This is a genomic window from Enterococcus sp. GC34 (assembly GCF_040886645.1).
GTDB lineage: Bacteria > Bacillota > Bacilli > Lactobacillales > Enterococcaceae > Enterococcus > Enterococcus faecalis.
On the sequence record NZ_JBFOEF010000015.1, the window covers coordinates 1 to 24,907 of the forward strand.

A 24,907-nucleotide genomic window follows, 5' to 3' on the forward strand; every position below is an offset into this window, starting at 1 on the left:
CACATACAAAACTATGTGTTCTCGCTCGTCTCAGGGATTATGTAAGCGGCTGGAGACCACTTATGTAATTGGATAATCTGTTCAGACTGCAATCTGAACTTGTAGACTTATCTTACCATTTTTAGACGAGCAACTCAATATATATACGCTTATTTTGTTATGTAGTTTAATGAATTTTTGACTTTTTAGGCCATTGAGAGAGCACAAATCGAAAGATTATTTGTGTTCTCTTTTTGTTTAGAAAGGATAAGCAGCAATGGCAGCTACTTTAGACGTAGTTTATTCAGCAATCTTACAAAATGGTATCCGTAAGTTTAAATATAAAAACAGCCACCTAAAACCGGTCTCTTTTAGTGATCAGTCGGGGAAGGGGGCTATTTTTGCGTACCGTTCAAAGGAACACATGATCGAGGGGATTGGACTAGTGATCACTTCAGAAGAAGGGGTGATCGAAAACAATAATCGATTCACTCATTGGACACCAAATGTATTTCGCTATGGAACGTATGCTGATGAAGCCAGAATGTTTACAAAAGGTCATTCTGAGGACAATTTGCGTCAAATCAATACTTTCTTTGTTGATTTTGACACATTGGATCCAAACTTTGACTATGGAGAAATTATCTTGGCCAGTCACGAGATCGGCTTTATGCCGACAATGATTCTACGTACACCGCATGGATTTCAAGCTTTCTATGTACTAGACAAGCCTGCATACGTGACGAAGAAATCAAATTTTAAAGTGATCAATGTGGCCAAAATGATCTCAAAAAATCTAAGAAACAAATTTTCAAATGATTATCGGTTTCCTGTTGATGTAAATGCCAATCACTTTGGGATCACACGAATGCCTTCTGAAGAGAATGTTTTATTCTTTGAACCACAGTATCGTTATAGTTTCGAAGAATGGATCGACTGGTCAATGAGAGAAGATGCGGACAAAAAAGCGGAGATCAAGAACGTTTTTGTATTGCCATCTACTCAAGAATTTCGTCAAGTTGATGAACCTTGGTTCCAGCTGTTGCTAAAAAGTCAAAAAATACAAGGTGAAAAGGGCGTATATGGTCGAAATAATGTCATATTCACCTTGTCTTTGGCATACTTTTCGTCAGGATACGAAGTAGAAGCATGTGAATTGACGATGTTAGAATTCAATGACCGCTTGGCTAACCCTTTATCTGATCGAGAATTAACCAGAATCATTCGATCCGCTTACTCTGGAAAATATCAAGCAGCGCACAGAGAAAAAATTGTCCTATTATGCCAAGAGTGGGTCGATGCCAATCTTTCTGAAGAGCAGCTATTCAACAAAAAACGGGGTTGGTGGAAATTCAAGAAAGAAAGAGCTGTTCGCAAGTATTCACATAGTTATGAATGGGCAGAAGATCTACTGTCCTATTTGAATGAGCAATCCTATGAAGAACAACCATACATTATTTCTACAAAAAAAGAGTTAACTGAACGTTTAAAGATCCCAAAACGTTCCCTGGACAAAGTGCTGAAGCAGTTGAGAGAAGAGAACAAAATTCATTTTCGTGTTCGTGCTGGTCGTAAAGGAGGTATTATGCTAGCTTCGATACATGGATTGATGCGCTCTGTTATCCGGCTAAAAAAAGAAAGCCAGGGGGCTTATTTCGCTGCGATCTCAGAAGCTTTTGGAAGAGAATACACGTTTATCCAGACAGCACTGAAACGCTTGATAGAACCAAATAAGATCGGCGTGCAAACAGATCTGTTCATGATTGATACTGGTTGAAATTAAAAGGTGCAAATTGCCTATTACATTATATCTATGATACGTTCCTTCTTTTTTCTTCGCCTTGCTTGCTGGTCTTAAGAAAGAGTAGTACTATTATCGCAAACGTAATAATGTGGTGGGAGGTCTTTCTGACTATGAGTATCAATACCTTTGTATATCCCTACCCGATCAATGTATTTATTATTTCGCGGTTAGGTATGACAGTAGAGCAATTTTGTGAGTTGCATGGCTATAAGCAGAGTACAGTAGCAAGCTGGGTAACAAGAAACCGTACCGTAAAGACGTTGCCTTGTGATTTTTTGTATTGTCTTAGTCTTTCTTCAGGCTGGTCGATGGATGATGTTTATCGTCATTTATTGGTATTGGAGGAGAGGTTTTTAAAGAGTATTGATCCAAAAAAGAAGAAAGAACAGGTGGATTGATTGATGACGGAGGAGGAAATAGCTGAGCTTAATAGGATCAAAGAATGGGCTGTTATTTTGAAAATCTATTATGGTATTCTGATTCTTTCTTTTATTACGGCCTGATTAGTTTCTCTTTTATTGGTTCTTTTATCGTTATGGACGAATATGATGCTATTTTTGTCTTTACTTTTACTGTTTTTCTTAGGATTAGGGGGAGTAGGTACTGCTATTTTGGATGACTATAAGTGGTCGTTGTTTAGTGGAATTTGTAGGAGAATGAAAAAAAGTGCAACTGTTGAGTCTTATGAATGCTGGAAGAAGGAAATGAATGTGTAGAGGTATACAAAAGAGCCTAGCAATAGATACTAGGCTTTTTCCTATGGCTTTAAAATGTATACAGGTGGAATATGAATGTTGTTTGGACGATCAACGTTTCTGTCAGATAAACGTTGGAAAGCGCCGTGTAGACCTTCTACCAAATGACTGGATGGCAATAAATTGTGCCAATTTGTTACGATTTGATTTAATTTATTTAATCGATTCTGTTTTTCATTAAGTTGATCATCCATGTAAATATTTAGTACGTTTGTTAGGTATTGTGCCCACATTTTTAATTCGATAGAGTCCACATGGTCTACTACGAAAGCTAGTTTTTCCAATATGAGTGTTGATTCTTCAAAGTACCCTAAGTCCATTAGGCGTTCTTATGTATGAAGACGAATGGAGAGAATACTATGCAACCAAAAATGAGAGCATACATATTACGAGAAACAAACTCATTTTCCAATGCAATGAAGGAATCGCTCTGTCTACTCATAAAACGGAAATTGAAAGAATCATGCATGCATTGGCACTTAAACTCTTATTACTGGAGTTAAATTCATATGATTTTTAATCTGCAAAAAAGTTTATAGCACCGTCGCTTATACCAGAAAATATAACAAACGCCGCATTGTTTTTTTGTGCACTTTAATAATCTATTCAACTAAGGAATTAAGCTGGCTGTCAAGAGAGTAATATCGTATTGAATCTCAGGTGGAAATTTTCTGCGGTATCTTTTTTGACTGAAATGACATTAGTGTCTTTTGGGGATTGTGTATGTAAGTATTTTTTAAAATCATTTTAACAAGTTTTGGACAAAAATTCTCATGAAAAAACAGAATTTAAATAGCATGATAAATTAGAGAAGATAGTTTAATGTGCTTATAGGAACACCCCACTTTTACAGTCACAATCAATAACCTTGCTACTTTCTTTCGAAATTGATAAGAGTCTAAAGGATTGACAACGCTTGATAGTGAGCATAAACTTAATGTACGCTAGTTATTTTACAAGTGCAAACTAAAAAAGTATGATGTGTCGTCTCTGAAATTCTCCCTGATCCAAGTCATAACCAGAGTACATATCGGTTATTTTTTGATTCCATATTTTTTCCTTTATGTGCTGAGGATTAAGGGGTACCAATTGTAATTGCGCGTTATATGGTCTTTGTTTAGAATCGCTCTCCAAAAAGCTAATTTTTTTGCATAGAATTTTAGATGTGGTATCATTAATTAGAATTATTATAAATAAGAAGTAGGTATCATTGTTTCAGTACAAAGACTAGGAGGAATGGAAGATGGAAATAGACTACAAGGATCATGGGAAGAAGCCGTATATCATTAATATTGAAGACGCCACCACAGGAAATGATAATTACCGGACGACCATTTGGACAGGCAGTAAATTGCAAGTCACCGTAATGTCCATTCAACCGGGCGATGACATCGGTTTGGAAGTGCACGAAGGCATTGACCAATTTATCCGTATTGAAGAAGGAGAAGGCGTGTGTAAAATGGGGCCTTCTAAAGATAACTTACATGTTCAACAAAAAGTGATGGATGATGACGCCGTATTTGTTCCGGCGGACATGTGGCACAACATCGAAAACACCGGTGATAAGCCGCTCAGACTGTATACCATTTATGCTGGTCCAGATCACCTTGAAGGAACGGTTCACCCTACTCATGAAGACGCCAAAAACGATCCAAACGAACACTGAGGTACACTAGGATGAAACAAAAGCCCTGCACCCGTATGGATGGTCCACTGGTGCAGGGCTTTTTTATAAAGGAGAGAAGTGGTATGAGTGATTCATTGTTTCAATTAGAGAAGGTTGGTTTTCAGGCAAACGGAAACCAAATCCTTCAAGATATCTCTTTTACAGTAAACAAAGGGGAAGTGATTGTTTTTTCTGGTCCTTCTGGAAGTGGAAAAAGTACCCTTTTGAAATTAATTGGTACGCTGCTTTCCCCAACTTCCGGAAAAATTTATTATCGAGGTACGGATCTGCAAAAAATCGATCCTGTGGAGTATAGAAAAGAAGTCTCTTATTTCTTTCAAAACGCTTCTCTATTCGATGAGACAGTTCAAGAGAACTTGTCTTTTCCTGCCCGCATAAGAGAAGAAGGATTTGATCGGGAACGTGCAAAAAAATTGTTAGAACGAGTTCAAATACCTGAAACTTACTTATCGAAAGAGGTCAAGGAACTATCAGGAGGGGAAAAACAACGGGTTGCATTGGTCCGAAATTTGATGTATCAACCGAAAGTGTTGCTCCTGGATGAAGTTACCAGTTCATTGGACCAAGAAAACAGAGCGATTGTCCTTGATTTAGTCCGAGACATGATGAAAGACCAACAAACTACGGTGTTGGCCGTCACTCACAACCAGGAAGAAATCGACCAAGCTTCTCGTCTGATTACTATCAAAGGTGGAAAAATGGAGGAATCGAAATGACAAACAATTTGGAAATCAGTAATCTTTCTTTGCTTTTATCCTCTGTCCTCTTGATAGTTGCCTTGTTGATTGATTACAAAGAGAAATTGGGATTAGGAAACGACATTTTTATTGCGGGAATTCGCGCTGTCGTTCAATTATTCCTTATTGGATATGTATTGAGCTACGTATTACGAGTGGATAACAACTTTCTCACTTTAGCGATGGTTTTGTTCATTGTGTTCAACGCTTCTTATAACGCCCATACACGCAGTGAGGGGATCAACCGCTCTTTTAAAATTTCAACGACGGCTATTGGAGTAGGAACAGCCTTGTCCTTACTCATTCTTGTTTTTTCAGGAGTCATTGACTGGTCCCCTTCCCAAATCGTTCCAATTACAGGCATGATTGCCAGCAACGCCATGACTGCGATTGGAGTGACCTATCGGTCTTTGAATTCAAAATTTACGGACCAACGCCAACAGGTATTGGAAAAATTGGCATTGGGAGCCAATAAAAAACAAGCGTCCATGAGTATTGTAAGAGAAAGCGTCAAAACGGGCATGGCTCCTTCTATTGACCGAACAAAAACGGTTGGACTTGTCAGCCTACCAGGTATGATGTCAGGGTTGATTTTTGCGGGAATTGATCCTGTTCAAGCGATTCGTTACCAAATTGTTGTGATGTTTATGTTGATTTCAGTTACTGCGATTTCTTCATTTATTGCTAGTTATATGGCTTACCGTGAGTTTTATAACAATCGCAGTCAATTAATTATATGATTTGGGATGATACACTACTCTTAAAACCAGTGGTTACAATTTTACGTAGTTAAAAGAAGACCTCACGAGAATAATTGCAAAAAGAACTTCATTTTTTAAGGAAGAAGGATATTTTTGTCATCGAATCTTTGGAACGACGGTTCTGTTGCAAAGTTTTAAATAAAGAATAAAATCCCTTACGGTATCTATGATTTAAGCTGGGATTCCCAATAATACCTTGATTTCAGTACAGACCGAAAACCCGAAGAGAGTGCCTTCTTTTCGGGTTTTCTTATATAATCCTCGGATGGCTTCCATGCCCTTAATCGTGGAAGAGGCTGTACGGAGACTTTGATAAAATTTATTTCGTCGTTTAATAGGTTGATGGTCTTGTTCTATTAAATTGTTAAGATACTTCACAGTTCGGTGCTCTGTCTTAGTATATAAACCCACACTCTGTAACTTTCTAAAGGCGGAGCCAAGAGAAGGTGCTTTATCGGTCACAATTGCTTTCGGCTCACCAAACTGTTTATGGAGTCGTTTTAAGAAAGCATAGGCTGCTTGCGTATCCCGTTTCTTTCGTAACCAGATATCTAAGGTTAAGCCGTCCGCATCAATTGCACGATAAAGATAATGCCAACGTCCCTTAATTTTGATATAGGTTTCGTCCATTTTCCATGAATAGAAGGATTGTCTATTTTTCTTCTTCCAAATTTGATAGAGTAGTTTGCCATATTCTTGCACCCAACGATAAATCGTCGTATGAGAAACGTTAATGCCACGATCATATAAGATTTCTTGAACTTCACGATAGCTAAGGTTATAACGAAGATAGTAGCCCACGGCTACAATAATCACATCCTGCTGAAATTGCTTTCCTTTAAAATGATTCATCGTCATTCCTCCTGCTATCTTTTTCTATTATTCTATCTTATTTGACAGTAGATTTAAAAATTTGCAACAGAACCAAATCTTTTATAAAACTGTGTTGCACTTAATTTGATAATTTAAGACAAAGAAGTGTATACTTAGTTGGGTAAATAAATTCTATTTACGATAAACATTGACCTTTGGAGGTAATACGAATGAAATACGTTATAGTAGGAACTTCGCATGCTGGTTTTGAAGCTGTGCAAACTCTATTGAAAAAAGACTCAGATGCAGAAATCGTTGTATTTGAAGCTGGATCAACCGCTTCTTTCTTATCATGTGGTATTCAGTCCTATCTAGAAGACATTTCAAAATCTTTGGATGAATTACACTACGCAAATGAAGCATCATATAAAGAACAAGGCGTTGATATCCGCATGAACACAAGTGTGATTGCCATCAACCCAGAGACAAAAGAAATTACAACACGCACTACTGACGGTGTGGAAGCTACAGAAAGTTACGACAAACTATTGCTTTCTCCAGGTGGTGTACCAGGTACAATCCCGAATGTAGATGACCAACACGAAAACATCTTCTACTTACGTGGTAGAAACTGGGCAGATAAAGTGAAAAATCGTATGTCTTCAGCTAAAAAAGCTGTAGTTGTTGGTGCTGGTTACATCGGTATCGAAGCAGCAATTGCTTACGCACAAGCTGGCATCGACGTAACAGTAGTCGACTTTGTTGATTCAATCTTACCAACTTACCTTGACAGTGAATTCACTAGTCTTCTAACAAAACATATGGAAGAAAAAGGTATGAAGATTAAAACTGGCGAAGGTGTGAAAGAATTTAAAGTCAACGAAAACAACGAAGTAACTGCTGTTGTCACTGACAAAGGCACTTACGAAGCAGATACAGTTATTATCAGTGTTGGGGTTCGTCCAAACACACAATGGTTGAAAGACACTTTAACCCTTGATGGTCGCGGCTTTGTTGAAGTCAACGAACACATGGAAACTTCAGTTAAAGATGTTTACGCTGCAGGTGATGCAACTGCTATTCCTTTTGCACCTACAAACGACAAAGCTTACATTGCTTTAGCAACTAACGCTCGTCGCCAAGGTGTCATCATGGCTCGTCACGCAAGTGGTGATGCAGACGCTAAAATTGGTCGCGTAAACGGTACATCAGGTCTTGCTGTATTTGACTACAAATTCGCTACTACTGGTATCAAGGATGCTAACGCAAACTCTTACCAAGGAAATGTGAAATCTGTTTACAAAGAAGACTTAATCCGTCCTTCATTTATGCATGACGAAGAAAAAGTTTTAATGAAGCTTCATTACGATGCAGATAACGGTCGTATATTAGGTGCTCAATTAATGTCAACTTATGACATTCTTCAAGCTATTAATGCTGTATCTGTTGCGATTGAAGCTGAATGGACTGTAGACCAATTAGCGCAAGCTGATTTCTTCTTCCAACCAGAATTCAGCCGTCCTTGGAACTTCTTAAATGTCTTAGCGCAAGAAGCTCAAGGTCAACCATACGGCGCAGACACAATGCTTTTCTAATCCAAACGAAAGCCACTTTTTCACTACAGATATATAACATTCTTTATAACAAATAAAAGACAGGCGGTAGACTCTCATTTAATCTACTCGCCTGTCTTTTTCTTCTATTATGTAGCTCACGATATCCGGTTCCAAAGGTCAAACTCTTCCAACACTTCCCAAAATACGCCAATTACTTAGCAGTACTTGTTCGGCTTTTGCTCCAGCGCGCCGAGTCTTAGCGACTTTTGTCACACCTCTAATTTTTACTCTAACCAACCATCAACTGTTTCACGATTGGCTTCAATCCAATTATCTGCTGCTTCTTCTGGTTCTACATCTGTCGCTAATTCTTCCATAACAGAAGACATATCTTCAACTTCCCAGTAGAAGTTATCAATAATCTTATAGGCTTCTGGATTATCTTCCTTTAGCCCTTCTCTTGCGTATGAATGAATTTCCTCGTAGCCACCAAAGACATTTTCTGGATCGTCAAGCATCTTAAGATCATAATCCATGAACATCCAATGCGGCTTCCAACCAACCACAACTATATCCTCTTCATTATTGATAGCCTGATCTAATTCAGCAATCATAGCACCTGTTGAACTCACAGAAACCTCCCAATCGGATAGATTGTCATACTCCTTAACAGCATTTTGGGCACTGTTGGTAACACCTGCCCCTGGTTCAATTGCTGTAATAGTTGAATCATTTTCATCCGTGAGGTCGGTAATCGAATTGATATCTTCCATATATGTTGGAACAGTTAATGCTGAAATAGCACCTTCTAGGTTAGCCCCTAAATCAACCATCGAGTCACCATATTTCTCTGCATAGGCCTGGTGCGTTGTAGGCACCCAACCGCCGACCATAGCATCCAACTGCCCTTCTGCAACCGAACTAAACATGATGGCCGGGTCTACTGTTGTAATTTGTACGTTGAACCCTGCTTCTTTTAGCACCTGTGCCAGGACATTTGTTGAAGCTATTTCAGACTCCCAATTCACAGTTGCTAGAGTCACTGTTTGGCCACCAGAATCAGCACCTACAGTCGTTTTATACGAATCTTCACTGCCAAAGGTAAATAATAGCCCTATAACTGTTGCTACTAATAAACTCATTTTCTTAAACATTTTTACACGTCCCAAAAAATGTTTGAATTGGAAAACACCTTATGAAATCTTTTATAAAACTGTGTTGCACTTAATTTGACAATTTAAGCCATAAAAAATCGTATCCATAAGTTAACAGTTTTGGGACTTTTAAAATGCTATAAAAAAAGATTATTGGTATTCACTATATTTTGTCCTTCTTTTAAGCGCTATTCTACACTATTATTTTTTGAATAAAAAATATATAAAGAAATAACTAAAAACCATAGAACCTCTCTTGACTTTATGACTCAGGAGAGGTTCTATGGTTAGTAATAACCCATATGGGCATTCGTTTTTTGCTGTTACGAATTCAAGTCAGATAATTATCCTTGTCTATTTTATCTGCTGCAGTTACAAAATACTTTTTCAACTGATTAAGAGTATGGATTGTAGTCATAAGATCGTCTTCAGAGATGTTAATGGAATGAGCTACTTCTTTTTTATATTGGAAATAATACTTGTCCAATAATTCTTTACCCTCGTTTGTACTTGTAATGTAAGAAACTCGTTTATCTGTTTTCGAGCGTTCTCGAATGACGAATCTTTTTTTCTCCATTTCATTGACGAGAGCTGTGATATTAGGTGAAGAAATCAACATTTTTTTTGAAATATCTGTGATTCTGGCTTCTTCTCCAAGTTCATGTATGGCATATAACACATACAAATAGCTCCATTTTATTCCCTCTGGTATTTTTGGAAATATATTAGTGATTTCTTTGGCAACGTACAGACTATCCATCAACTCATCAAACGCTTTCTCTTCCATAGCGGTTCCTCCATATCATTATCCACTATAAATATATCACATATCTATCTTGTGTTTTGACTTTTTAGCTTTACTACTGTTTTTTCTTCTTGTCTTTCATTCAACCGTCTATAAGAAAGCACCAAAAAGATAAGTGTAATAGAGGAAGAGATGTAGTCCGTAATGGGCATGGCAGACAAGACACCATTGAATCCAAAAAACTGTGGCAGCACAAACAACATAGGAACAAGAACGATGAACTGACGCGTAGAAGACAGAAGAGTTGCTTTTATTGGTTGTCCCAGCGTTTGATAAAAAGAAGCACCAACGGTTTGAATACCTATTACAGGAACTCCGATCATCCAAATAGCCATCATATAGGCCGCCACGTCTCTTAACTCTTGACTATCTGTAAACACTGCTACTAAACTTTCAGGCCAGAGGCGTGTAGCTGCAAAAACAAGAACACCAATAAATAAACTCCATGAAAGGGCAATTTTTAAGGCATCTTTTACTCTAGACCACAGCTCTGCTCCCATATTATAAGCAAAAATTGGTTGTACTCCTTGAACAATTCCATATAGAGGCAGAATCAACAAGTATTGGACCGAGTTGACGATTCCATAACCTGAGAGTGCCAAATCATCTCCATAATTAATAAACGCTTGATTCATGACCATTCCAGTAAAGGCATTTAACACATAAATAATGGAAGAAGAAAATCCAAATTTAACAATATTTTTTATATAGTCGAGCCGAATGCGCATATTTTTAAGAATCAGACGGGTTTTTGACTTTTTGCTTATAAAGTAAGCAAAATACACCATGGTGACGAATGCCTGGCCTATGACATTTGTTAAGCCAGCACCAATCAGACCTGCATTCAATTGAACAATCAATACATAGTCTAAAATGATATTCCCGACAGAACCAATGATAGAGGTGTACATAGCAAGTTTCGGTTTTCCATCCGCTACTACAAAACCATTCAGTCCTAAACTTAGGTAATTGAAGCTAGATCCAATCAATAAGATTGCCATATACGGTTTGGCATAAGGTAATACATCAAGTCCAGCACCAAACACTTTCAATAATGGCGTCAGGAACAAAAGACCAAATACTGTTGTGAGAATACCAGCAAAGATCAACGAACTGATTGTCGTTCCTAGTACTTCGCCAGCTGTTTTATTGGAACCTTCTTTTCCTTGTTCTCTTGAAAAGAGAATTGCGCCCCCAACTCCGAGAAGAGTCGCCACAGCCGTCATAATATTCGTGACGGGAAAAGCTACTGTTATAGCTGCCAGTCCTTCTGCTCCGATTTCTGGCGAGTTGCCGATAAATATTTTGTCTTCAACTGCGTAAATCGCATTAGTCAGCAACCCCACAACAGAAGGTATCGCATATTTGATAATCAATCGAGAGATTTTTTCTGTTCCTAACTCTGTATTCCCTTTATTTATATTATCCATATTCAAACTCCGTTTCTATATTGTAAATACATATACTATATACATATACTATATATGTATTTTGTTAATGTCAATCATTAAAAAAAGTATAACGGTTGACAATTACCCTTTAACAAGATAATCTATATACACAAGATACGTACACAACATATGTATCTAATATATATACAGGAGGAATTAATATGGAAATAGATTACAAAGACCATGGAAAGAAACCTTATGTAATTAATATTGAGGATGCAACTACAGGTAATGACAATTATCGTACAACGATTTGGACAGGAAAAAAATTACAGGTAACCGTGATGTCCATTCAACCGGGTGACGATATCGGTTTGGAGGTGCACGAAGGTATTGACCAATTCATCCGTATTGAAGAAGGAGAAGGCTTGTGCAAAATGGGGCCTTCTGAAGACAATTTAAACGTGCAAGAGAAAGTCACAGATGATGATGCAGTATTTGTGCCGGCGGATATGTGGCATAATATAGAAAACACAGGAGATAAACCGCTCAAATTGTATACTATTTATGCTGGTCCAGATCATGTGGAAGGAACGGTTCACCCAACCCATGAAGACGCAGAAAATGATCCGAATGAACACTAAAGTAAATTAAAAGGAAGAAACGACAAACCTTGCACCCGTCTGGTTACTCTAGATGGGTGCAGTTTTTTTTGATAAAGGAGGGAAGCTAAGAAACGGTATGGAGCCATTTTTTATTCCGTCTATTTTTTAAATGGTTTCATAACTTAAAACATTTGAATACTGTTGAAGCCTCTCAAGAGACTATTTGGTTTACACTTATAAATACAGTGCATCAAGATTTCCTATTCTACAGATTAATTTCCGAAATTGAAATAAAAAAGATTAAAAGTATAAAGAGTGGTACGCTGTTCACACAAGGAGAACCGAGATCATTAATCGTTCATATTTTATCTCGTCTGTGGTGGTTAGATATTATACAACGGATGATAGTCGCGAAAATCCTTATGAGTTAATGGAGTTTTTTGGGAAAAAAGATATATTTGGGAAGATGATTAGTTTCTTTTCTAGCGTAATGACAAACAATAAAAACATTCGGCTTGGAATTATTTCTGGAATAAAGAAACTATATGATGCTGATTTAATTCCTTACCATAGAGAGCAATTTCGAACTTCAATAATGTATTTTAATTTAATGGGAGGTGTCAGAATCTTAGAAATACTTTCTTTTGAAGAGGTTGAAGAGATTACAATTGAGTTGTTAAAGGAAAAAATAGTGTCACTGACCAAGATATCCAAGTTCTTCAAAAAGCATAATAAATACCCTCTAAAATGAAATCATTTTAGAGGGTATTCTATTAATCTGATTATATATTAGGCTGGAAATAATTATCCTGAATAATTATCCTGAATAATTCATACCTCTATAATTTAAGCTATGAATTATTCAGGTCTAACATATTGTAATTTATATGTACTTGTTATTTTAATCTCCGGTTATTCATAGAATCGTTATACATGAAGGCGTGAATAGGGAGAAAAAGCGGCATACACTGATTAACCCTATGGTTTTTTCCAGTGTAGAATCTAGTCAGGATGCCTTTAAGCAAGCCGCGCATTATTTAAATCAGGTATACAATTTAAAAGATACCATTGTGGTTACGAACAGTGATGGCGGCAGTGGCTATGAAGCAGATAAATTTGAATCCATGGATGGTTATAGTAAGCAGCACGAGCATTTTAGAGACTTATTTCATGTGCACAAAAAGATAAAAGAACGTTTATCCTTTGATAAGCCAATGGCCAAGCAGGTGGAGAAAGCTATCTATCAATATGATTGGGATAGAATTGAAACACTTTGTGCCACCATTGAAAGTCGTCTGATTGATCTTCCCGAAGTCATTATAGAAGATCGATTGGAACAGATTAGAAAGCTCAAAAATTACTTATCTCGGAACTGGGTTTATATCAAACCGTTTAAGAAGCGTGAATTATCGATTGATAGAGGCACAGGGGCTGGAGAGACGGGTCATCGTCTGTATACATATCGCATGAAGAGACAAGGCCGAAGCTGGACAAAAAAAGGAGCTAGCCACGTTGTGGCAATTCTCACTGCAGAGAAAAATGGGCTTTTACAGACAGCTTTAACAGCTGAAATAACAGATAAAGTCGAATCACTAGGTGAAGAGATTAAAGGAGCTGTCCGTCAAGCGTTAAAGAAAATAGATTCTACGGCCAAACAATCCAAACGGGTTCTATCGTCAATTATGGTCCGAAAAGCAGCTTTATAGGCCAACTAGCCCTTTCATTTAGTTAAATGAATAGAAACAAAAAACCGCATTTATTTTAAGGGTCATTTAGAATAAAGGTTACCGAGGAAAACTTGATGCATACAAATGTAAGTAAAGGCTTGACCGATTAAATTTGATGTGCTATTATGAAACTAACTTCACAAGACAAGTTGGTAAAAGACGACAACTTAATATGAAAGCTTTGATTAGGGGCGTTTGAGCTAATCATTGTGATCTGAACAGGCGGTGAACGTAACACGAGGTTCATGCAGCCGGGCTGCAATTATTTGCGGCAGCAGACTATGTATTCTAAGGGCATATCTGTGGGACAGTTAATTCTGTTCTACGGGTATGCCCTTTTTTAATACAGAAAAATAAGTGGAAAAGAAGGGAGACCGCTCTTTAAGCCAGTTGTCTGTGATATGTGATAGAATAAAAATAATGATGAAAGAAGGGAATAACATGATCAGTTATTTAATAAAGAGTAGGCAGGGCCAGTTTTTAGCTATCGGTATTTTGTTTGCCGCAGCTGGCTTTATATTTGGAACGATGAATAGTGAGTACAGTCGCTGGCTTTTCTATGCTGCTATATTTTTCTTAGGCTTTTATGCGTCCAAAAATGCGATCGTAGAAACAGTGCGCGACAAGTCGCCCAACGTGGATCTACTTATGATCCTCGCTGCACTTGGTGCTGTGATCATTGATTTTGAATCAGAAGGAGCAGCCTTACTACTAATTTTTGCCGCAGCTGAAGTACTAGAAGATTATGCGAACAACAAATCGACCTCAGCGATCTCGGAATTGATGGCTCAGGTACCTGAAACAGCTCAAGTCTTGAAAGAAAATGGTGAAGTGGTAACCGTTCCTACTGAAGACCTGAATGTAGGGGAAAGGGTCGTCGTTTCTAAAGGGGAAAAGATCCCGATCGACGGAATCATTGACCGCAAATCGATCGTCAATGAATCAGCTCTCACTGGCGAATCGGTTCCTGTCGTGAAAGAGGCCGAAGATGAAGTGTTCGCAGGAACGATCAATGAAGGCGACGTTTTTTATATCGATGTAACCAAATCCAGCGATGAAACAGTCTTCTCCAATATCATTCGGATGGTCGAAGAAGCGCAGAGCCGTCCTTCACGCATCTCTAAATTCATTGACCGGATAGAGAGCAAGTATGTTATTTCTGTACTAGTTATCGTGCCGATTTTCATCGTTGTGATGTATGCATTGATGGATCTGCCATTCGAAGAAGCCTTTTATCGCGGTATGGTCTTTCTAACAGTCGCCAGTCCCTGTGCCTTAGTCGCTTCGGCCACGCCAGCAACGTTGAGTGCGATCAGTAATGGAGCAAAAAACGGGATTTTATTCAAAGGGGGGGCTGCAATGGAAGCTTTGAGCACGATGGATATCTTATACACAGACAAGACAGGCACGCTGACTTATGGTGAATTCAAGGTCGATGAATACAGTGCTCCCGATGATGTATTGAAAGAAGTGATCTATATGGAACAGCAGTCGAGTCATCCGATCGCTCGAGCTATCGTGACGGCGTTTAAAGAGACGGATCTGAGTTCAGTCGATCATAATGAACCTGTTAGTGAAATAGCCGGTTCCGGTATCAAGAAAGGCACAGTAAGGGTGGGAAAACCTTCAGCCTTCAGTACATTCAAAAACTACGATCGCTTCAAGCAGTACTTCCAAAAAGGCAACACGATCATTCTCGCAGCAAAAGAAGAGGAGGTCGTTGGTTACTTTTCACTCAGTGACCAGATTCGCAGACAGTCGGCAGATGCCGTGGCTAACTTCCAGAAAGAAGGCATTAAAGTCACGTTATTAACGGGTGATAACGAAGAAGTGACAGAGACGGTAGCAGAGGTCGTCGGTGTCGATGACTATAAAGCGTCCATGTTGCCGGAAGACAAGATCGCCTATGTCAGGGAGAGTCAGGATAAGGAAGAAGTGGTCGGCATGATCGGTGACGGGATCAATGATGCGCCAGCTCTGGCAAATGCAGATATCGGGATCGCGATGGGCAGCGGTTCCTCTGTGGCGGTGGAATCATCCGATGTCGTTGTCGTTAAAAATGACTTGTCGAAACTGTTCTACAGTTACAAGTTGAGTAAGAAACTGAACAAAATCATTTTGCAGAATGTGATTTTCTCGATCAGCGTGATCGTGACCTTGATCGTCTTGAACCTCTTTGGCGTATTAGAACTTCCACTAGCGGTATTATTCCATGAAGGGTCAACAATACTCGTTATTCTTAATGGTCTCCGTCTACTTGGATCTAAAGGTCTGAAGCAAGAAGAGAGAGTCTCGGATCCATCTTTAAAGTCTGTAAAGGTTTAAACTGAACATTTTATGAAAGAAAGCCCCTGAGACTGATCAAACAGACTTGGGGGCTTTCTAGTGTTCATATTTAGCTGAGCATTGAAAAGAGTGTCTGTATCGTACCGTTTTCTAGCAAAATGTAGATACCCAGACCAATGAAAACGATAGGAACAATGACTCGCTCGTATTTCTCCAAGGTTTCTGAGATGAAGGAGAACTTAGCCAGGCGGAAGCTGATATAGCAAAGTATGGCTACGGAAACGGCAAAGACGAGTATGGCAAAAATGATGTCGATCGGATCAAGTGAGGTAAAGTAAGGGATATAGATACCCAAGTTGTCAGCGCCCGACGCGACAGTGATGAGAGTCACGGTCCAGAACAAGCGACTCGATCCGCCGGAACTGATTTTTTCGACGACTTCCTCCTCTTCTTCTTCCTCTTCACCGTAAAGGGCGACTTGGATACCTAAGTATAGAGGTATCAGTCCCAAGAGCCCAATGATCCAGTCTTGAGGAATGAGATTCAGGACATAAGCAGCGAAGAGACTGACGGCAACGAGAAAGCTTGTCCCCAGATACTGTCCTCCATAGATATGAACGATGCCTTTTTTTGTATGATTCTGCGAAAATATAATAAGTACCTGAATAATTCATACTTTTAATTAAAACCATGTGAAACTGCCTCACGGCAGCTTACAATTACTTTTTCATCTTCACCCGTTAAGTGATGAAAAAAGAACCCCTTTCTGCGGTTCTGTTGCGAAGTTTGAAAATCAAACGCGCCCTCTCTGAACTCCAAATATCTTAGGCTGTTATTCCCATTAATACCTTGATTTCAGTAGACACCGAAAAGCCGAAGAGCGTTCCATTTCTTCGGTTCTTTTTATATATTCCTCGAATGGTCTCCATGCCCTTAATCGTGGAAGAGGCTGTACGGAGACTTTGATAAAATTTATTTCGTCGTTTAATAGGTCGATGGTCTTGTTCTATTAAATTGTTAAGATACTTCACAGTTCGGTGCTCTGTCTTAGTATATAAACCCACACTCTGTAACTTTCTAAAGGCGGAGCCAAGAGAAGGTGCTTTATCGGTCACAATTGCTTTCGGCTCACCAAACTGTTTATGGAGTCGTTTTAAGAAAGCATAGGCTGCTTGCGTATCCCGTTTCTTTCGTAACCAGATATCTAAGGTTAAGCCGTCCGCATCAATTGCACGATAAAGATAATGCCAACGTCCCTTAATTTTGATATAGGTTTCGTCCATTTTCCATGAATAGAAGGATTGTCTATTTTTCTTCTTCCAAAGATAATAGAGGACTTTGCTGTACTCTTGCACCCAACGATAAATCGTAGTATGACAAACATTTATTCCACGATCATATAACAATTCCTGAACTTCACGATAGCTTAGATTGTAACGCAGGTAGTAACCAACAGCGACAATAATGACGTCTTTTTTGAATTGTTTGCCTTTAAAATGATTCATTACTCTGTCCTCTCTGTCTTTTTTCTCAATTTTACACTAAAATAGATTTTTTGGAAAACTTTGCAACAGAACCAAAAAAGTAGTTCAAATTATCCCTAAAATAAAAAGCATTTCTAAAGACGGCGAAAAATATTTATATGAATTTAAACCAGATCATATTTATCAAAAACTAAGTACATTAAATGAAAGAGAGCTTGAATCTCTAGAACATGTATTAGGTTTAGAATTTTAATTTGCTTATTTTTAATGGCCAATAGAGTATACTTATTTGTCCTATAACTCATTTATCAGTATAATAGCTTTATATAGTAGGTCATTTAAGTTGGGCATATTAAAGGAGGGAAATCTTGGAAAAATATTTGAAGAACCCGATTACATGGATTGGGTTGGCTCTTGTGTTTACATGGTTTTTAACTAAAAGTAGTGAATTTTTGATTTTTGGTGTGTGTGTCTTATTGTTAGTATTTGCTAGTCAAAGTGATTAAATAGAACTCACTTCCAATTTATTTTTTTTAACAAGGGAGCTGTTTTTTAACATGACTAAAATAGGGTATGCTCGTGTTAGTAGCAAAGAACAGAACTTAGATCGGCAATTACAAGCGTTACAGGGCGTTTCTAAGGTCTTTTCAGACAAATTAAGCGGTCAATCGGTCGAACGTCCACAATTACAAGCTATGCTTAACTATATTCGTGAAGGGGATATTGTTGTTGTTACTGAATTAGATCGATTAGGACGAAATAATAAAGAATTAACAGAATTGATGAATCAAATTCAAATTAAGGGGGCAACCTTGGAAGTCTTAAATTTACCCTCAATGAATGGGATTGAAGATGAAAATTTACGGCGTTTGATTAATAATCTAGTGATTGAATTATATAAGTATCAAGCTGAATCTGAACGTAAACGTATTAAAGAACGGCAAGCCCAAGGGATTGAAATAGCTAAGTCAAAAGGAAAATTCAAAGGTCGTCAGCATAAATTTAAAGAAAATGATCCACGTTTAAAACATGCTTTTGATTTATTTTTGAACGGTTGTTCCGATAAAGAAGTTGAGGAACAAACTGGAATTAATCGCCGAACGTTTAGAAGGTATCGTACAAGATATAACGTGACAGTCGATCAAAGAAAAAACAAGGGAAAGAGGGATAGTTAATGAGTACAGTTATTTTAGCTGAAAAACCAAGCCAGGCGTTAGCCTATGCCCAGGCATTTAATCAGAGTGATAAGAAAGACGGATATTTTGAGATCAAAGACCCACTATTTACAGATGAAACGTTTATCACCTTTGGTTTTGGGCATTTAGTGGAATTAGCAGAACCAGGTCATTATGACGAAAAGTGGCAAAATTGGAAACTTGAATCTTTACCGATTTTTCCTGATCGATACGATTTTGAAGTTGCAAAAGACAAGGGCAAACAGTTTAAGATCGTTGCCAAACTTTTAAAACAAGCAAATACAATCATTGTCGCAACAGATAATATCAAGAAGTTTATCGTTCATTTATTGGAAGCTGTACCTACCGATATAGAGAAATTAAGTTTTGCTGATTACCAGGTACAGAAAGAAAAAGAAGCTGAAAAAAGTATTGTAGGAAAATGTCCTAAGTGTGGCAACAATATTGTGTTAAAAAAATCGTTTTATGGTTGTTCAAATTATCCTGAATGTAAGTTTACTTTAGCTGAACATTTTAGAAAGAAAAAACTCACCAAAACGAATGTAAAAGAATTACTGGAGGGAAAAGAAACTCTGGTAAAAGGAATCAAAAACAAAGAGAAAAAGCCCTACAATGCCGTTGTAAAAATCGGAGAAAAGGGATATATTGATTTTATCTCTTTTTCAAAATAAGCATAAAATCGTTTGTGTAGCGATACCATATTGCTCAGCCAGTTCCTCGACCGATTGGCCAGACTGGTTTAAATCTAAGATTATCTTCTTAAAGTCTTCATCAAATTTTTTCTTGGCTTTTGCCATCTTGGACACGTCCTTTTCTTAGTAGTTAGATTCTACCAAATCGTGTCCATGAAATCATCCTAACATCAGAGGATGATTTCATGGGATTGGTTACGCACGATTTAATAAAAAGGAATTCACCATTTTTTGTGCGGAAAATTTTCCTTATTGCATTTATCCTTTACCTAATTCCAAACTTAATAAATTAAATAGTAGGACTGTTTTTGTTCATTTGCGAGGACTCGGTGTGCCATCATGCCGTAGTCCTCCTTTTTTGTTTTCAAACAAGATTTTGAAACGAAAAGGAGGACAAAAAATGAATAAAGAATATTTCTTGTTTGTAAACGGAAAGAAGATCAAAGTTAGCGAGGAGATCTATAAAATCTATTGGCAAGAGAAAAATCATGAGAATTACTTGAAGCAGATAGATCGAAAAAATCATCTGCTTTTATTTTCTTCTTTTGACCATGATGGATATTTTGAAGATAGCATCGTTGACGAGGGATTTGATGTAGATAAGATTGTTCAGACGCAAATGATGATAGAGGCAGTACGAGATGCACTATCAAAATTAAATGATGAAGAAAGAGAAATCATTGATAGACTTTATTTCAATGATGAAACCATTCGGTCAGTAGCTGAAACTAAAAAAATATCTCATCCAGCCCTCATAAAGAGAAGAAATAAGATATTGGACAAGTTAAGAGAATTGCTGAAGGACCTTAAATAGTATTGAAAATAAGCAGACAGATTGGAATTTGCCTGCTTATTTCTGAAAAATATTTTTCCTTATAGAATCCTTAAGCTTGTTTTTTATACTGTTATCAGAAGAAAAAGGAGGAACAAAATATGAGTAAATATATTTTGGAAACAAATGAGCTAACAAAGGTTTTTGGAAAACAAAAAGCTGTAAATAATGTGTCATTAAAAATCGAGGAAAATTCAGTATATGGATTACTAGGACCTAATGGTGCAGGTAAATCTACGACATTAAAGATGATTACAGGTATGTTACACAAGACGTCAGGTGAAATTATGTTTGAAGGACATGAATGGAGTAGAAATGATTTATCAGATATTGGTGCTTTAATCGAGATGCCACCCTTATACGAAAATTTAAGCGCAAGAGAAAATCTTAAAGTTAGAACATTATTACTTGGATTGCCTGAAGCAAGAATTGATGAAGTTTTAGAAATTGTAGATTTAAAAAATACCGGAAAAAAGAAAAGCGGTCAATTTTCTTTGGGGATGAAACAAAGATTAGGTATTGCAATTGCTTTATTAAATAATCCTAAACTATTGATACTAGATGAACCGACAAACGGATTAGATCCATTAGGAATACAAGAATTACGAGATTTAATACGAAGCTTTCCAAAAAAAGGAATAACAGTAATTCTGTCTAGTCATATTTTAGCAGAAGTGGAACAAACTGCTGATCATATAGGAATTATTCATGATGGAGAATTAAAATATCAAAACACAATTAATCATAATGAAAATTTAGAAGAACTTTTTATGAATGTTGTAAAGAATGGAAAGAGGGTGTAGCTTAATGAAAAATTATATTTTTGCAGAAAATTTGAAACACAAACATAGCTTTTTGTTGAAGATATTACTCATTGCCCCGATTATAGCTTTACTAAATGCATTCGTATTAATGCCATCATATTTTAGCATAAACGCATACAATTGGTGGTATGTGATTTTAATGCCGGCAACTTTCGCTTTAATACCTGCAATGATGCATAGAAAAGAAGAGAGAAAATTAAAATACCGAGCAATTCTTCCACTCAATATTGATTTAAAAAAGATATGGATATCAAAAATATTAACAGCTTCAATTTATCTAAGTATAACTGCTATTTTGCATATGCTAGGAGTATTTGTTTTTCAATTTTTCCTTGGAGAACAATTAACAGGAAACTATGCATTCACGACATTATTATTTGCAAGTGTATTATTGGTTATAACTAACATATGGCAAGTTCCATTTTGTCTTTTCCTGGCTAAAAAGTTTGGGTTTATAGCAAGCATTGTAGTAAATGCTGTATTAGGTTTGGTGGCAGGAATTTTGTTAGCTGACGGTTCTATGTGGATTTATTGCCCTTATTCTTGGGGGATTAGATTGATGGTACCCGTTATGCGTATTTTACCGAGCGGTGTGCCAACAGAAGTATCAAATCCATTGATTTTAAACACATCCTTACTTGTTCCTTGTATTTTGTCAATATGTTTGTTTACATTATTGACTTTCATTACTGCAAAATGGTTTTCTAAGCAAGAGGTGAAGTAATGATGAATATATTAAAATCAGAGTTTTATAAATTGAAGCATACATGGATTCCGTGGGCTCACTTTATCTTACCTGTTTTATATGCCCTATTGTTCTATGGGGCAGCAACATTTACAGGTCTAAAAAATTTTTTTGATATGGATATCATACAGAATTATTTTGTGCTTTTAGGAGCTATCTTACCAATAATATTTGGTGCTATCACATCTAAGGTTGTTGACATGGAAGCAAGTGCTGGACGATTTCAAGCGATTCTATCAACTACAAAATCCAGAAGCAAGGCTTATGGCGGAAAACTTATAATGCTCTTACTGAGTTTCCTATTTTCTATAAGTTTAGCAGTTTTTATATTTGCAATGCTATTTGGTAATCAAGGTACTATGGCTTGGCTAATTGAATTATTATTAGTTTTTATAGGATGTTTATCTACATATATGATTCACTTATGGGTATCAATTATGTTAGGTGGTGGTGCATCTATTGGATTGGGATTTGTGGAAACGTTGATTGCCTTACTTTCAATAACCAATTTAGGTGAAAATATCTGGTATTTTTTACCTTGTACTTGGTCATCGAGATTATCTGCAACATATATTGTCGGAAGCAAGTTAACTGGTAGTTTATATTTAATTAAAGAGCTTGCCATGTGGGCGTATGTAGCATTACCAATTACAGTAGTCATTTTTATTGGTTCATTATTATGGTTTAATAGGTGGGATGGAAAGCCAATTAGTGAATAATGGCTCTAATGTAAAAGGTATATAGTATAATAATAAATTATTTATAAATTTGGAGGTGGTTTGGTATGGCAAAAATTCTTGCAATAGATGATGAAATAGATATGCTTATTCTAATCAAGAATATTTTAATAAAAGAGGATTATATTGTTGATATTTACCAAACTACTGCAGATATTGATGAAAATAGTTTGGGAAAATATGATTTAATATTGCTTGATGTAATGATGCCAGAGGTTGATGGAATTAGCTATTGTAAAAAAATCCGTAGTAAAGTGGACTGTCCAATTATCTTTTTAACTGCAAAAACAATGGAATCTGATATAGTTGATGGTTTATTAAGTGGAGGAGACGACTATATTACTAAACCATTTGGTGTTGGTGAATTGTTAGCAAGGGTAGAAGCTCATCTGAGAAGAGAACAAAGAGAAAAACATTCGAGTTTAAACCTTGGAAATATAAAATTTGATTTATCATCAAATCAAGTATTTGTGAAGGAAGAAGAAGTTCATCTGACAAAGTCTGAGTATCAAATTTCGGAACTTTTAGCAAAGAGAAAAGGACAAGTATTTTCAAGAGAACAGATATATGAAATGATTTTTGGATTTGATGGAATTGGTGATTCTTCCGCCATCTCAGAACATGTCAAAAATATAAGAGCAAAGTTTCAAAAATTCGGTGAAAATCCAATTGCTACAGTCTGGGGGATTGGTTATAAATGGGATTAATTAGAAAAGGTCAGTCACTTAAAATAGTATTTCTAAAATATTTAATTACGGTTGGTATTGGTTTGGCGTGTGCTATTATTTTAGCTATCTTAACCTTTACTGCCTTTTATAATGTTGGATTAATTATCCCTGCTGATCATACAGAAAATTTAATACTCAAAAGAAAGCAAGAAATTTCAAATGCAAAAGAGTTTAATGAAGCTTTGATCCCTAATGGAGCAAGATATATGTTTTTATCACCAAATGGTGAGATGATTAAAACTAACATGGATGCCACGATTCAGTTGAAAGCTAAGAATTTTCATAATCGTAAGGGAATTTCAACTCCATCTTCTTCATTTATAGAATTTAAGAGGAGTGATGGCTATGTGGTAATCAATTACTCAGTAGAACCACATTATAATAATGATTGGATGGAAAAACATTTCCCTAGCATAAATTTACTATTATCATTTTTATTAATAATTTTCTGCTTCATTAGTGCATTTGTGGCAACTCTAATTTGGGCAAAACGAATAACAAGGCAATTATCACCAATGCTAGAGGTATCAGACAAAATTGCAAATCAAGAATTAGATTTTGATATAGGAAGTTCAAATATCAGAGAATTTAATGATGTCTTAAATAGCCTTGATAAAATGAAAATAGCTTTAAGTGATTCATTAAGAGAAAATTGGATTCAAGAGGAGAATAAGAGAAGTCAGATATCAGCATTAACACATGATTTAAAAACTCCTGTTTCTATTGTCCAAGGTAATGCTGAATTGTTAAAGGAAACAGAATTAACTAATGAACAAAAAGAATATGTATCATACATTATAAAAAATTCACAACGTATATCAGATTATACAAAAGCTCTGATGGAGATGAATAAGTCAAATAAATTAGACGGGTTGAATTTAAAAAAAGTAAAGGTGTCAGAGATTATCGAAAGAGTTAGTACGATAGCGAGAGAGATTACATTAATTCATAACCGTAGCATATCTAAATTCATCAATTGTGAAGATGGAGATATAATGATAGATATGAAATTATTTGAAAGAGTCATTCAAAATATATTTAGTAATGCTATTCAATATTCACCAGATAAATCTAACATTGATTTACTAATAATGACTACAGATAAGACACTTTCAATATCTGTGATAGATGAGGGACCAGGATTTTCAAATGAGGATTTGATACGAGGAACTGAGCAATTTTACCGTGGAGATAAGAGTAGACACTCGGCTACAAACTATGGATTAGGCTTATATAATTCTTCGAAAATAATGTTATTACATAATGGACGCATTATATTAGAAAACAATTTAGATAAACCTAGTGCAAGAGTAAAGCTAGAATTACCATTGCTATAATTACAGCAATTACTTTTCATATATAATTTTTAAAAATTTCATAAATCTAGTTACCAAGAAGGATAAATTTTCACTATTAAAGTGTAGGGGAAAATTTATCCTTTTTGCTTTTGAGGTAGAAGAGAAAATCTATTCCGTTATTAAGCAAAGAATCCTACATAGCAGAAAGCTAATTGATCTTTGACAACTGAATAGACCAAGGTGGGACGTTATCCATTTGTGCAGAATTATGACCTACGCCAAGACTTTTCTGCTAAGAAATTGGTTTAAAT

At 36.5% G+C, this 24,907-nt stretch carries 27 protein-coding genes, 2 pseudogenes and 1 riboswitch; of the genes and pseudogenes, 21 read left to right on the forward strand and 8 right to left on the reverse strand.

What is annotated here, in order from left to right; all coding sequences use genetic code 11:
- Positions 1–256 precede the first annotated feature (256 nt).
- Positions 257–1,756, forward strand: a complete 1,500-nt coding sequence (locus AB3I72_RS12625; RefSeq protein WP_368023974.1) for a primase C-terminal domain-containing protein — start codon at positions 257–259, stop codon at positions 1,754–1,756.
- A gap of 137 nt (positions 1,757–1,893) precedes the next feature.
- Positions 1,894–2,181: a PrgN protein gene (locus AB3I72_RS12630; RefSeq protein WP_012481689.1), complete on the forward strand. Its 288-nt coding sequence runs from the start codon at positions 1,894–1,896 to the stop codon at positions 2,179–2,181.
- Between the two features lie 359 nt (positions 2,182–2,540).
- Here AB3I72_RS12630 and AB3I72_RS12635 read toward each other — a convergent pair whose 3' ends face one another.
- A complete protein-coding gene (locus AB3I72_RS12635; RefSeq protein ID WP_368023975.1) occupies positions 2,541–2,858 on the reverse strand; it encodes a hypothetical protein in 318 nt (105 codons plus the stop codon).
- 11 nt (positions 2,859–2,869) lie between these two features.
- On the opposite strand from AB3I72_RS12635, the gene AB3I72_RS12640 reads away from it, so the two are divergent.
- From AB3I72_RS12640 to fetB, 4 genes are all read left to right on the forward strand, one after another.
- Positions 2,870–3,058 carry a hypothetical protein gene (locus AB3I72_RS12640; RefSeq protein WP_002311028.1) on the forward strand — a complete coding sequence of 63 codons (189 nt, stop codon included), beginning with the start codon at positions 2,870–2,872 and terminating at the stop codon, positions 3,056–3,058.
- A gap of 723 nt (positions 3,059–3,781) precedes the next feature.
- Positions 3,782–4,204: a cupin domain-containing protein gene (locus AB3I72_RS12645; protein WP_002307506.1), complete on the forward strand. Its 423-nt coding sequence runs from the start codon at positions 3,782–3,784 to the stop codon at positions 4,202–4,204.
- An 83-nt stretch (positions 4,205–4,287) separates the two neighbouring features.
- Positions 4,288–4,941 (forward strand): ATP-binding cassette domain-containing protein, encoded by a 654-nt coding sequence (locus AB3I72_RS12650; protein ID WP_002307505.1) that lies wholly within the window; start codon positions 4,288–4,290, stop codon positions 4,939–4,941.
- Positions 4,938–5,702: an iron export ABC transporter permease subunit FetB gene (gene fetB / locus AB3I72_RS12655; RefSeq protein WP_002318452.1), complete on the forward strand. Its 765-nt coding sequence runs from the start codon at positions 4,938–4,940 to the stop codon at positions 5,700–5,702. The genes AB3I72_RS12650 and fetB overlap by 4 nt, the downstream gene beginning before the upstream one ends.
- A 192-nt stretch (positions 5,703–5,894) precedes the next feature.
- On the opposite strand, the gene AB3I72_RS12660 is transcribed toward fetB, so the two are convergent.
- A complete protein-coding gene (locus AB3I72_RS12660) occupies positions 5,895–6,575 on the reverse strand; it encodes an IS6 family transposase (RefSeq protein WP_368023976.1) in 681 nt (226 codons plus the stop codon).
- A gap of 191 nt (positions 6,576–6,766) precedes the next feature.
- On the opposite strand from AB3I72_RS12660, the gene AB3I72_RS12665 reads away from it, so the two are divergent.
- On the forward strand, positions 6,767–8,131 hold the full coding sequence (locus AB3I72_RS12665) for an FAD-dependent oxidoreductase (protein WP_003728481.1): 1,365 nt from the start codon (positions 6,767–6,769) through the stop codon (positions 8,129–8,131).
- Positions 8,132–8,376: 245 nt separating this feature from the next.
- Here the strand turns inward: AB3I72_RS12665 and AB3I72_RS12670 are convergent, their stop codons facing one another.
- The 3 genes from AB3I72_RS12670 to AB3I72_RS12680 form a co-directional block, all read right to left on the reverse strand.
- Positions 8,377–9,246: a glycine betaine ABC transporter substrate-binding protein gene (locus tag AB3I72_RS12670; protein ID WP_003728480.1), complete on the reverse strand. Its 870-nt coding sequence runs from the start codon at positions 9,244–9,246 to the stop codon at positions 8,377–8,379.
- Between the two features lie 331 nt (positions 9,247–9,577).
- Positions 9,578–10,033: a MarR family winged helix-turn-helix transcriptional regulator gene (locus tag AB3I72_RS12675; RefSeq protein ID WP_010731418.1), complete on the reverse strand. Its 456-nt coding sequence runs from the start codon at positions 10,031–10,033 to the stop codon at positions 9,578–9,580.
- 44 nt (positions 10,034–10,077) lie between these two features.
- Positions 10,078–11,481: an MATE family efflux transporter gene (locus tag AB3I72_RS12680; protein ID WP_119364686.1), complete on the reverse strand. Its 1,404-nt coding sequence runs from the start codon at positions 11,479–11,481 to the stop codon at positions 10,078–10,080.
- Positions 11,482–11,663: 182 nt separating this feature from the next.
- Between AB3I72_RS12680 and AB3I72_RS12685 the strand changes: the two genes are divergently transcribed.
- The 5 genes and pseudogenes from AB3I72_RS12685 (at position 11,664) to AB3I72_RS12705 (ending at position 16,099) form a co-directional block, all read left to right on the forward strand.
- Complete coding sequence (locus tag AB3I72_RS12685; protein WP_010731420.1) at positions 11,664–12,086, forward strand: cupin domain-containing protein; 423 nt, start codon at positions 11,664–11,666, stop codon at positions 12,084–12,086.
- Positions 12,087–12,232: 146 nt separating this feature from the next.
- Positions 12,233–12,478, forward strand: a pseudogene (locus tag AB3I72_RS12690) (DUF6339 family protein); the annotation flags it as partial.
- On the forward strand, positions 12,427–12,798 hold the full coding sequence (locus tag AB3I72_RS12695) for a DUF6339 family protein (RefSeq protein WP_025480449.1): 372 nt from the start codon (positions 12,427–12,429) through the stop codon (positions 12,796–12,798). The pseudogene AB3I72_RS12690 and the gene AB3I72_RS12695, both read left to right, overlap by 52 nt.
- Before the next feature lie 178 nt (positions 12,799–12,976).
- Entirely contained in the window at positions 12,977–13,753 is a 777-nt protein-coding gene (locus tag AB3I72_RS12700; protein ID WP_072219162.1) for a UPF0236 family transposase-like protein, read from the forward strand.
- Positions 13,754–13,978: 225 nt separating this feature from the next.
- A riboswitch (NiCo riboswitch) is annotated at positions 13,979–14,087 on the forward strand.
- Between the two features lie 128 nt (positions 14,088–14,215).
- Positions 14,216–16,099, forward strand: coding sequence for a cation-translocating P-type ATPase (locus AB3I72_RS12705; RefSeq protein WP_119364685.1), 1,884 nt, complete (start codon positions 14,216–14,218; stop codon positions 16,097–16,099).
- Positions 16,100–16,169: 70 nt separating this feature from the next.
- Here the strand turns inward: AB3I72_RS12705 and AB3I72_RS12710 are convergent.
- Together AB3I72_RS12710 and AB3I72_RS12715 are read right to left on the reverse strand one after the other, a co-directional pair.
- A pseudogene (locus AB3I72_RS12710) lies at positions 16,170–16,721 on the reverse strand (CadD family cadmium resistance transporter); the annotation flags it as partial.
- 163 nt (positions 16,722–16,884) lie between these two features.
- Positions 16,885–17,565: an IS6-like element ISS1N family transposase gene (locus AB3I72_RS12715; protein ID WP_002319817.1), complete on the reverse strand. Its 681-nt coding sequence runs from the start codon at positions 17,563–17,565 to the stop codon at positions 16,885–16,887.
- Between the two features lie 347 nt (positions 17,566–17,912).
- Between AB3I72_RS12715 and AB3I72_RS12720 the strand changes: the two genes are divergently transcribed.
- From AB3I72_RS12720 to AB3I72_RS12730, 3 genes are read left to right on the forward strand one after another with little or no spacing between them, the layout of a single operon-like run.
- A complete protein-coding gene (locus AB3I72_RS12720; protein WP_368023977.1) occupies positions 17,913–18,050 on the forward strand; it encodes a hypothetical protein in 138 nt (45 codons plus the stop codon).
- Between the two features lie 51 nt (positions 18,051–18,101).
- A complete protein-coding gene (locus tag AB3I72_RS12725; protein WP_368023978.1) occupies positions 18,102–18,719 on the forward strand; it encodes a recombinase family protein in 618 nt (205 codons plus the stop codon).
- On the forward strand, positions 18,719–19,411 hold the full coding sequence (locus AB3I72_RS12730; RefSeq protein ID WP_368023979.1) for a topoisomerase DNA-binding C4 zinc finger domain-containing protein: 693 nt from the start codon (positions 18,719–18,721) through the stop codon (positions 19,409–19,411). Before AB3I72_RS12725 ends, AB3I72_RS12730 begins: the two co-directional genes overlap by 1 nt.
- On the opposite strand, the gene AB3I72_RS12735 is transcribed toward AB3I72_RS12730, so the two are convergent.
- On the reverse strand, positions 19,403–19,537 hold the full coding sequence (locus tag AB3I72_RS12735) for a hypothetical protein (protein ID WP_256277696.1): 135 nt from the start codon (positions 19,535–19,537) through the stop codon (positions 19,403–19,405). The genes AB3I72_RS12730 and AB3I72_RS12735 overlap by 9 nt on opposite strands.
- Positions 19,538–19,832: 295 nt before the next feature.
- On the opposite strand from AB3I72_RS12735, the gene AB3I72_RS12740 reads away from it, so the two are divergent.
- The 6 genes from AB3I72_RS12740 to AB3I72_RS12765 all read left to right on the forward strand — a co-directional run bounded on the left by AB3I72_RS12740 (position 19,833) and on the right by AB3I72_RS12765 (position 24,635).
- A complete protein-coding gene (locus tag AB3I72_RS12740; protein WP_070629347.1) occupies positions 19,833–20,246 on the forward strand; it encodes an RNA polymerase sigma factor in 414 nt (137 codons plus the stop codon).
- A 119-nt stretch (positions 20,247–20,365) separates the two neighbouring features.
- Positions 20,366–21,067, forward strand: a complete 702-nt coding sequence (gene pcfF, locus AB3I72_RS12745) for a lantibiotic protection ABC transporter ATP-binding protein PcfF (RefSeq protein WP_070629344.1) — start codon at positions 20,366–20,368, stop codon at positions 21,065–21,067.
- 4 nt (positions 21,068–21,071) lie between these two features.
- Positions 21,072–21,812, forward strand: coding sequence for a lantibiotic protection ABC transporter permease PcfE (gene pcfE / locus AB3I72_RS12750; RefSeq protein WP_070629342.1), 741 nt, complete (start codon positions 21,072–21,074; stop codon positions 21,810–21,812).
- The gene (locus tag AB3I72_RS12755) at positions 21,812–22,552 is read left to right on the forward strand and encodes a lantibiotic immunity ABC transporter MutG family permease subunit (protein WP_070629340.1); all 741 of its coding nucleotides are present in this window, start codon (positions 21,812–21,814) and stop codon (positions 22,550–22,552) included. Before pcfE ends, AB3I72_RS12755 begins: the two co-directional genes overlap by 1 nt.
- 65 nt (positions 22,553–22,617) lie before the next feature.
- Positions 22,618–23,277, forward strand: coding sequence for a response regulator transcription factor (locus AB3I72_RS12760; protein ID WP_070629337.1), 660 nt, complete (start codon positions 22,618–22,620; stop codon positions 23,275–23,277).
- A complete protein-coding gene (locus AB3I72_RS12765; RefSeq protein ID WP_070629336.1) occupies positions 23,268–24,635 on the forward strand; it encodes a sensor histidine kinase KdpD in 1,368 nt (455 codons plus the stop codon). Before AB3I72_RS12760 ends, AB3I72_RS12765 begins: the two co-directional genes overlap by 10 nt.
- Positions 24,636–24,907: the final 272 nt, after the last annotated feature.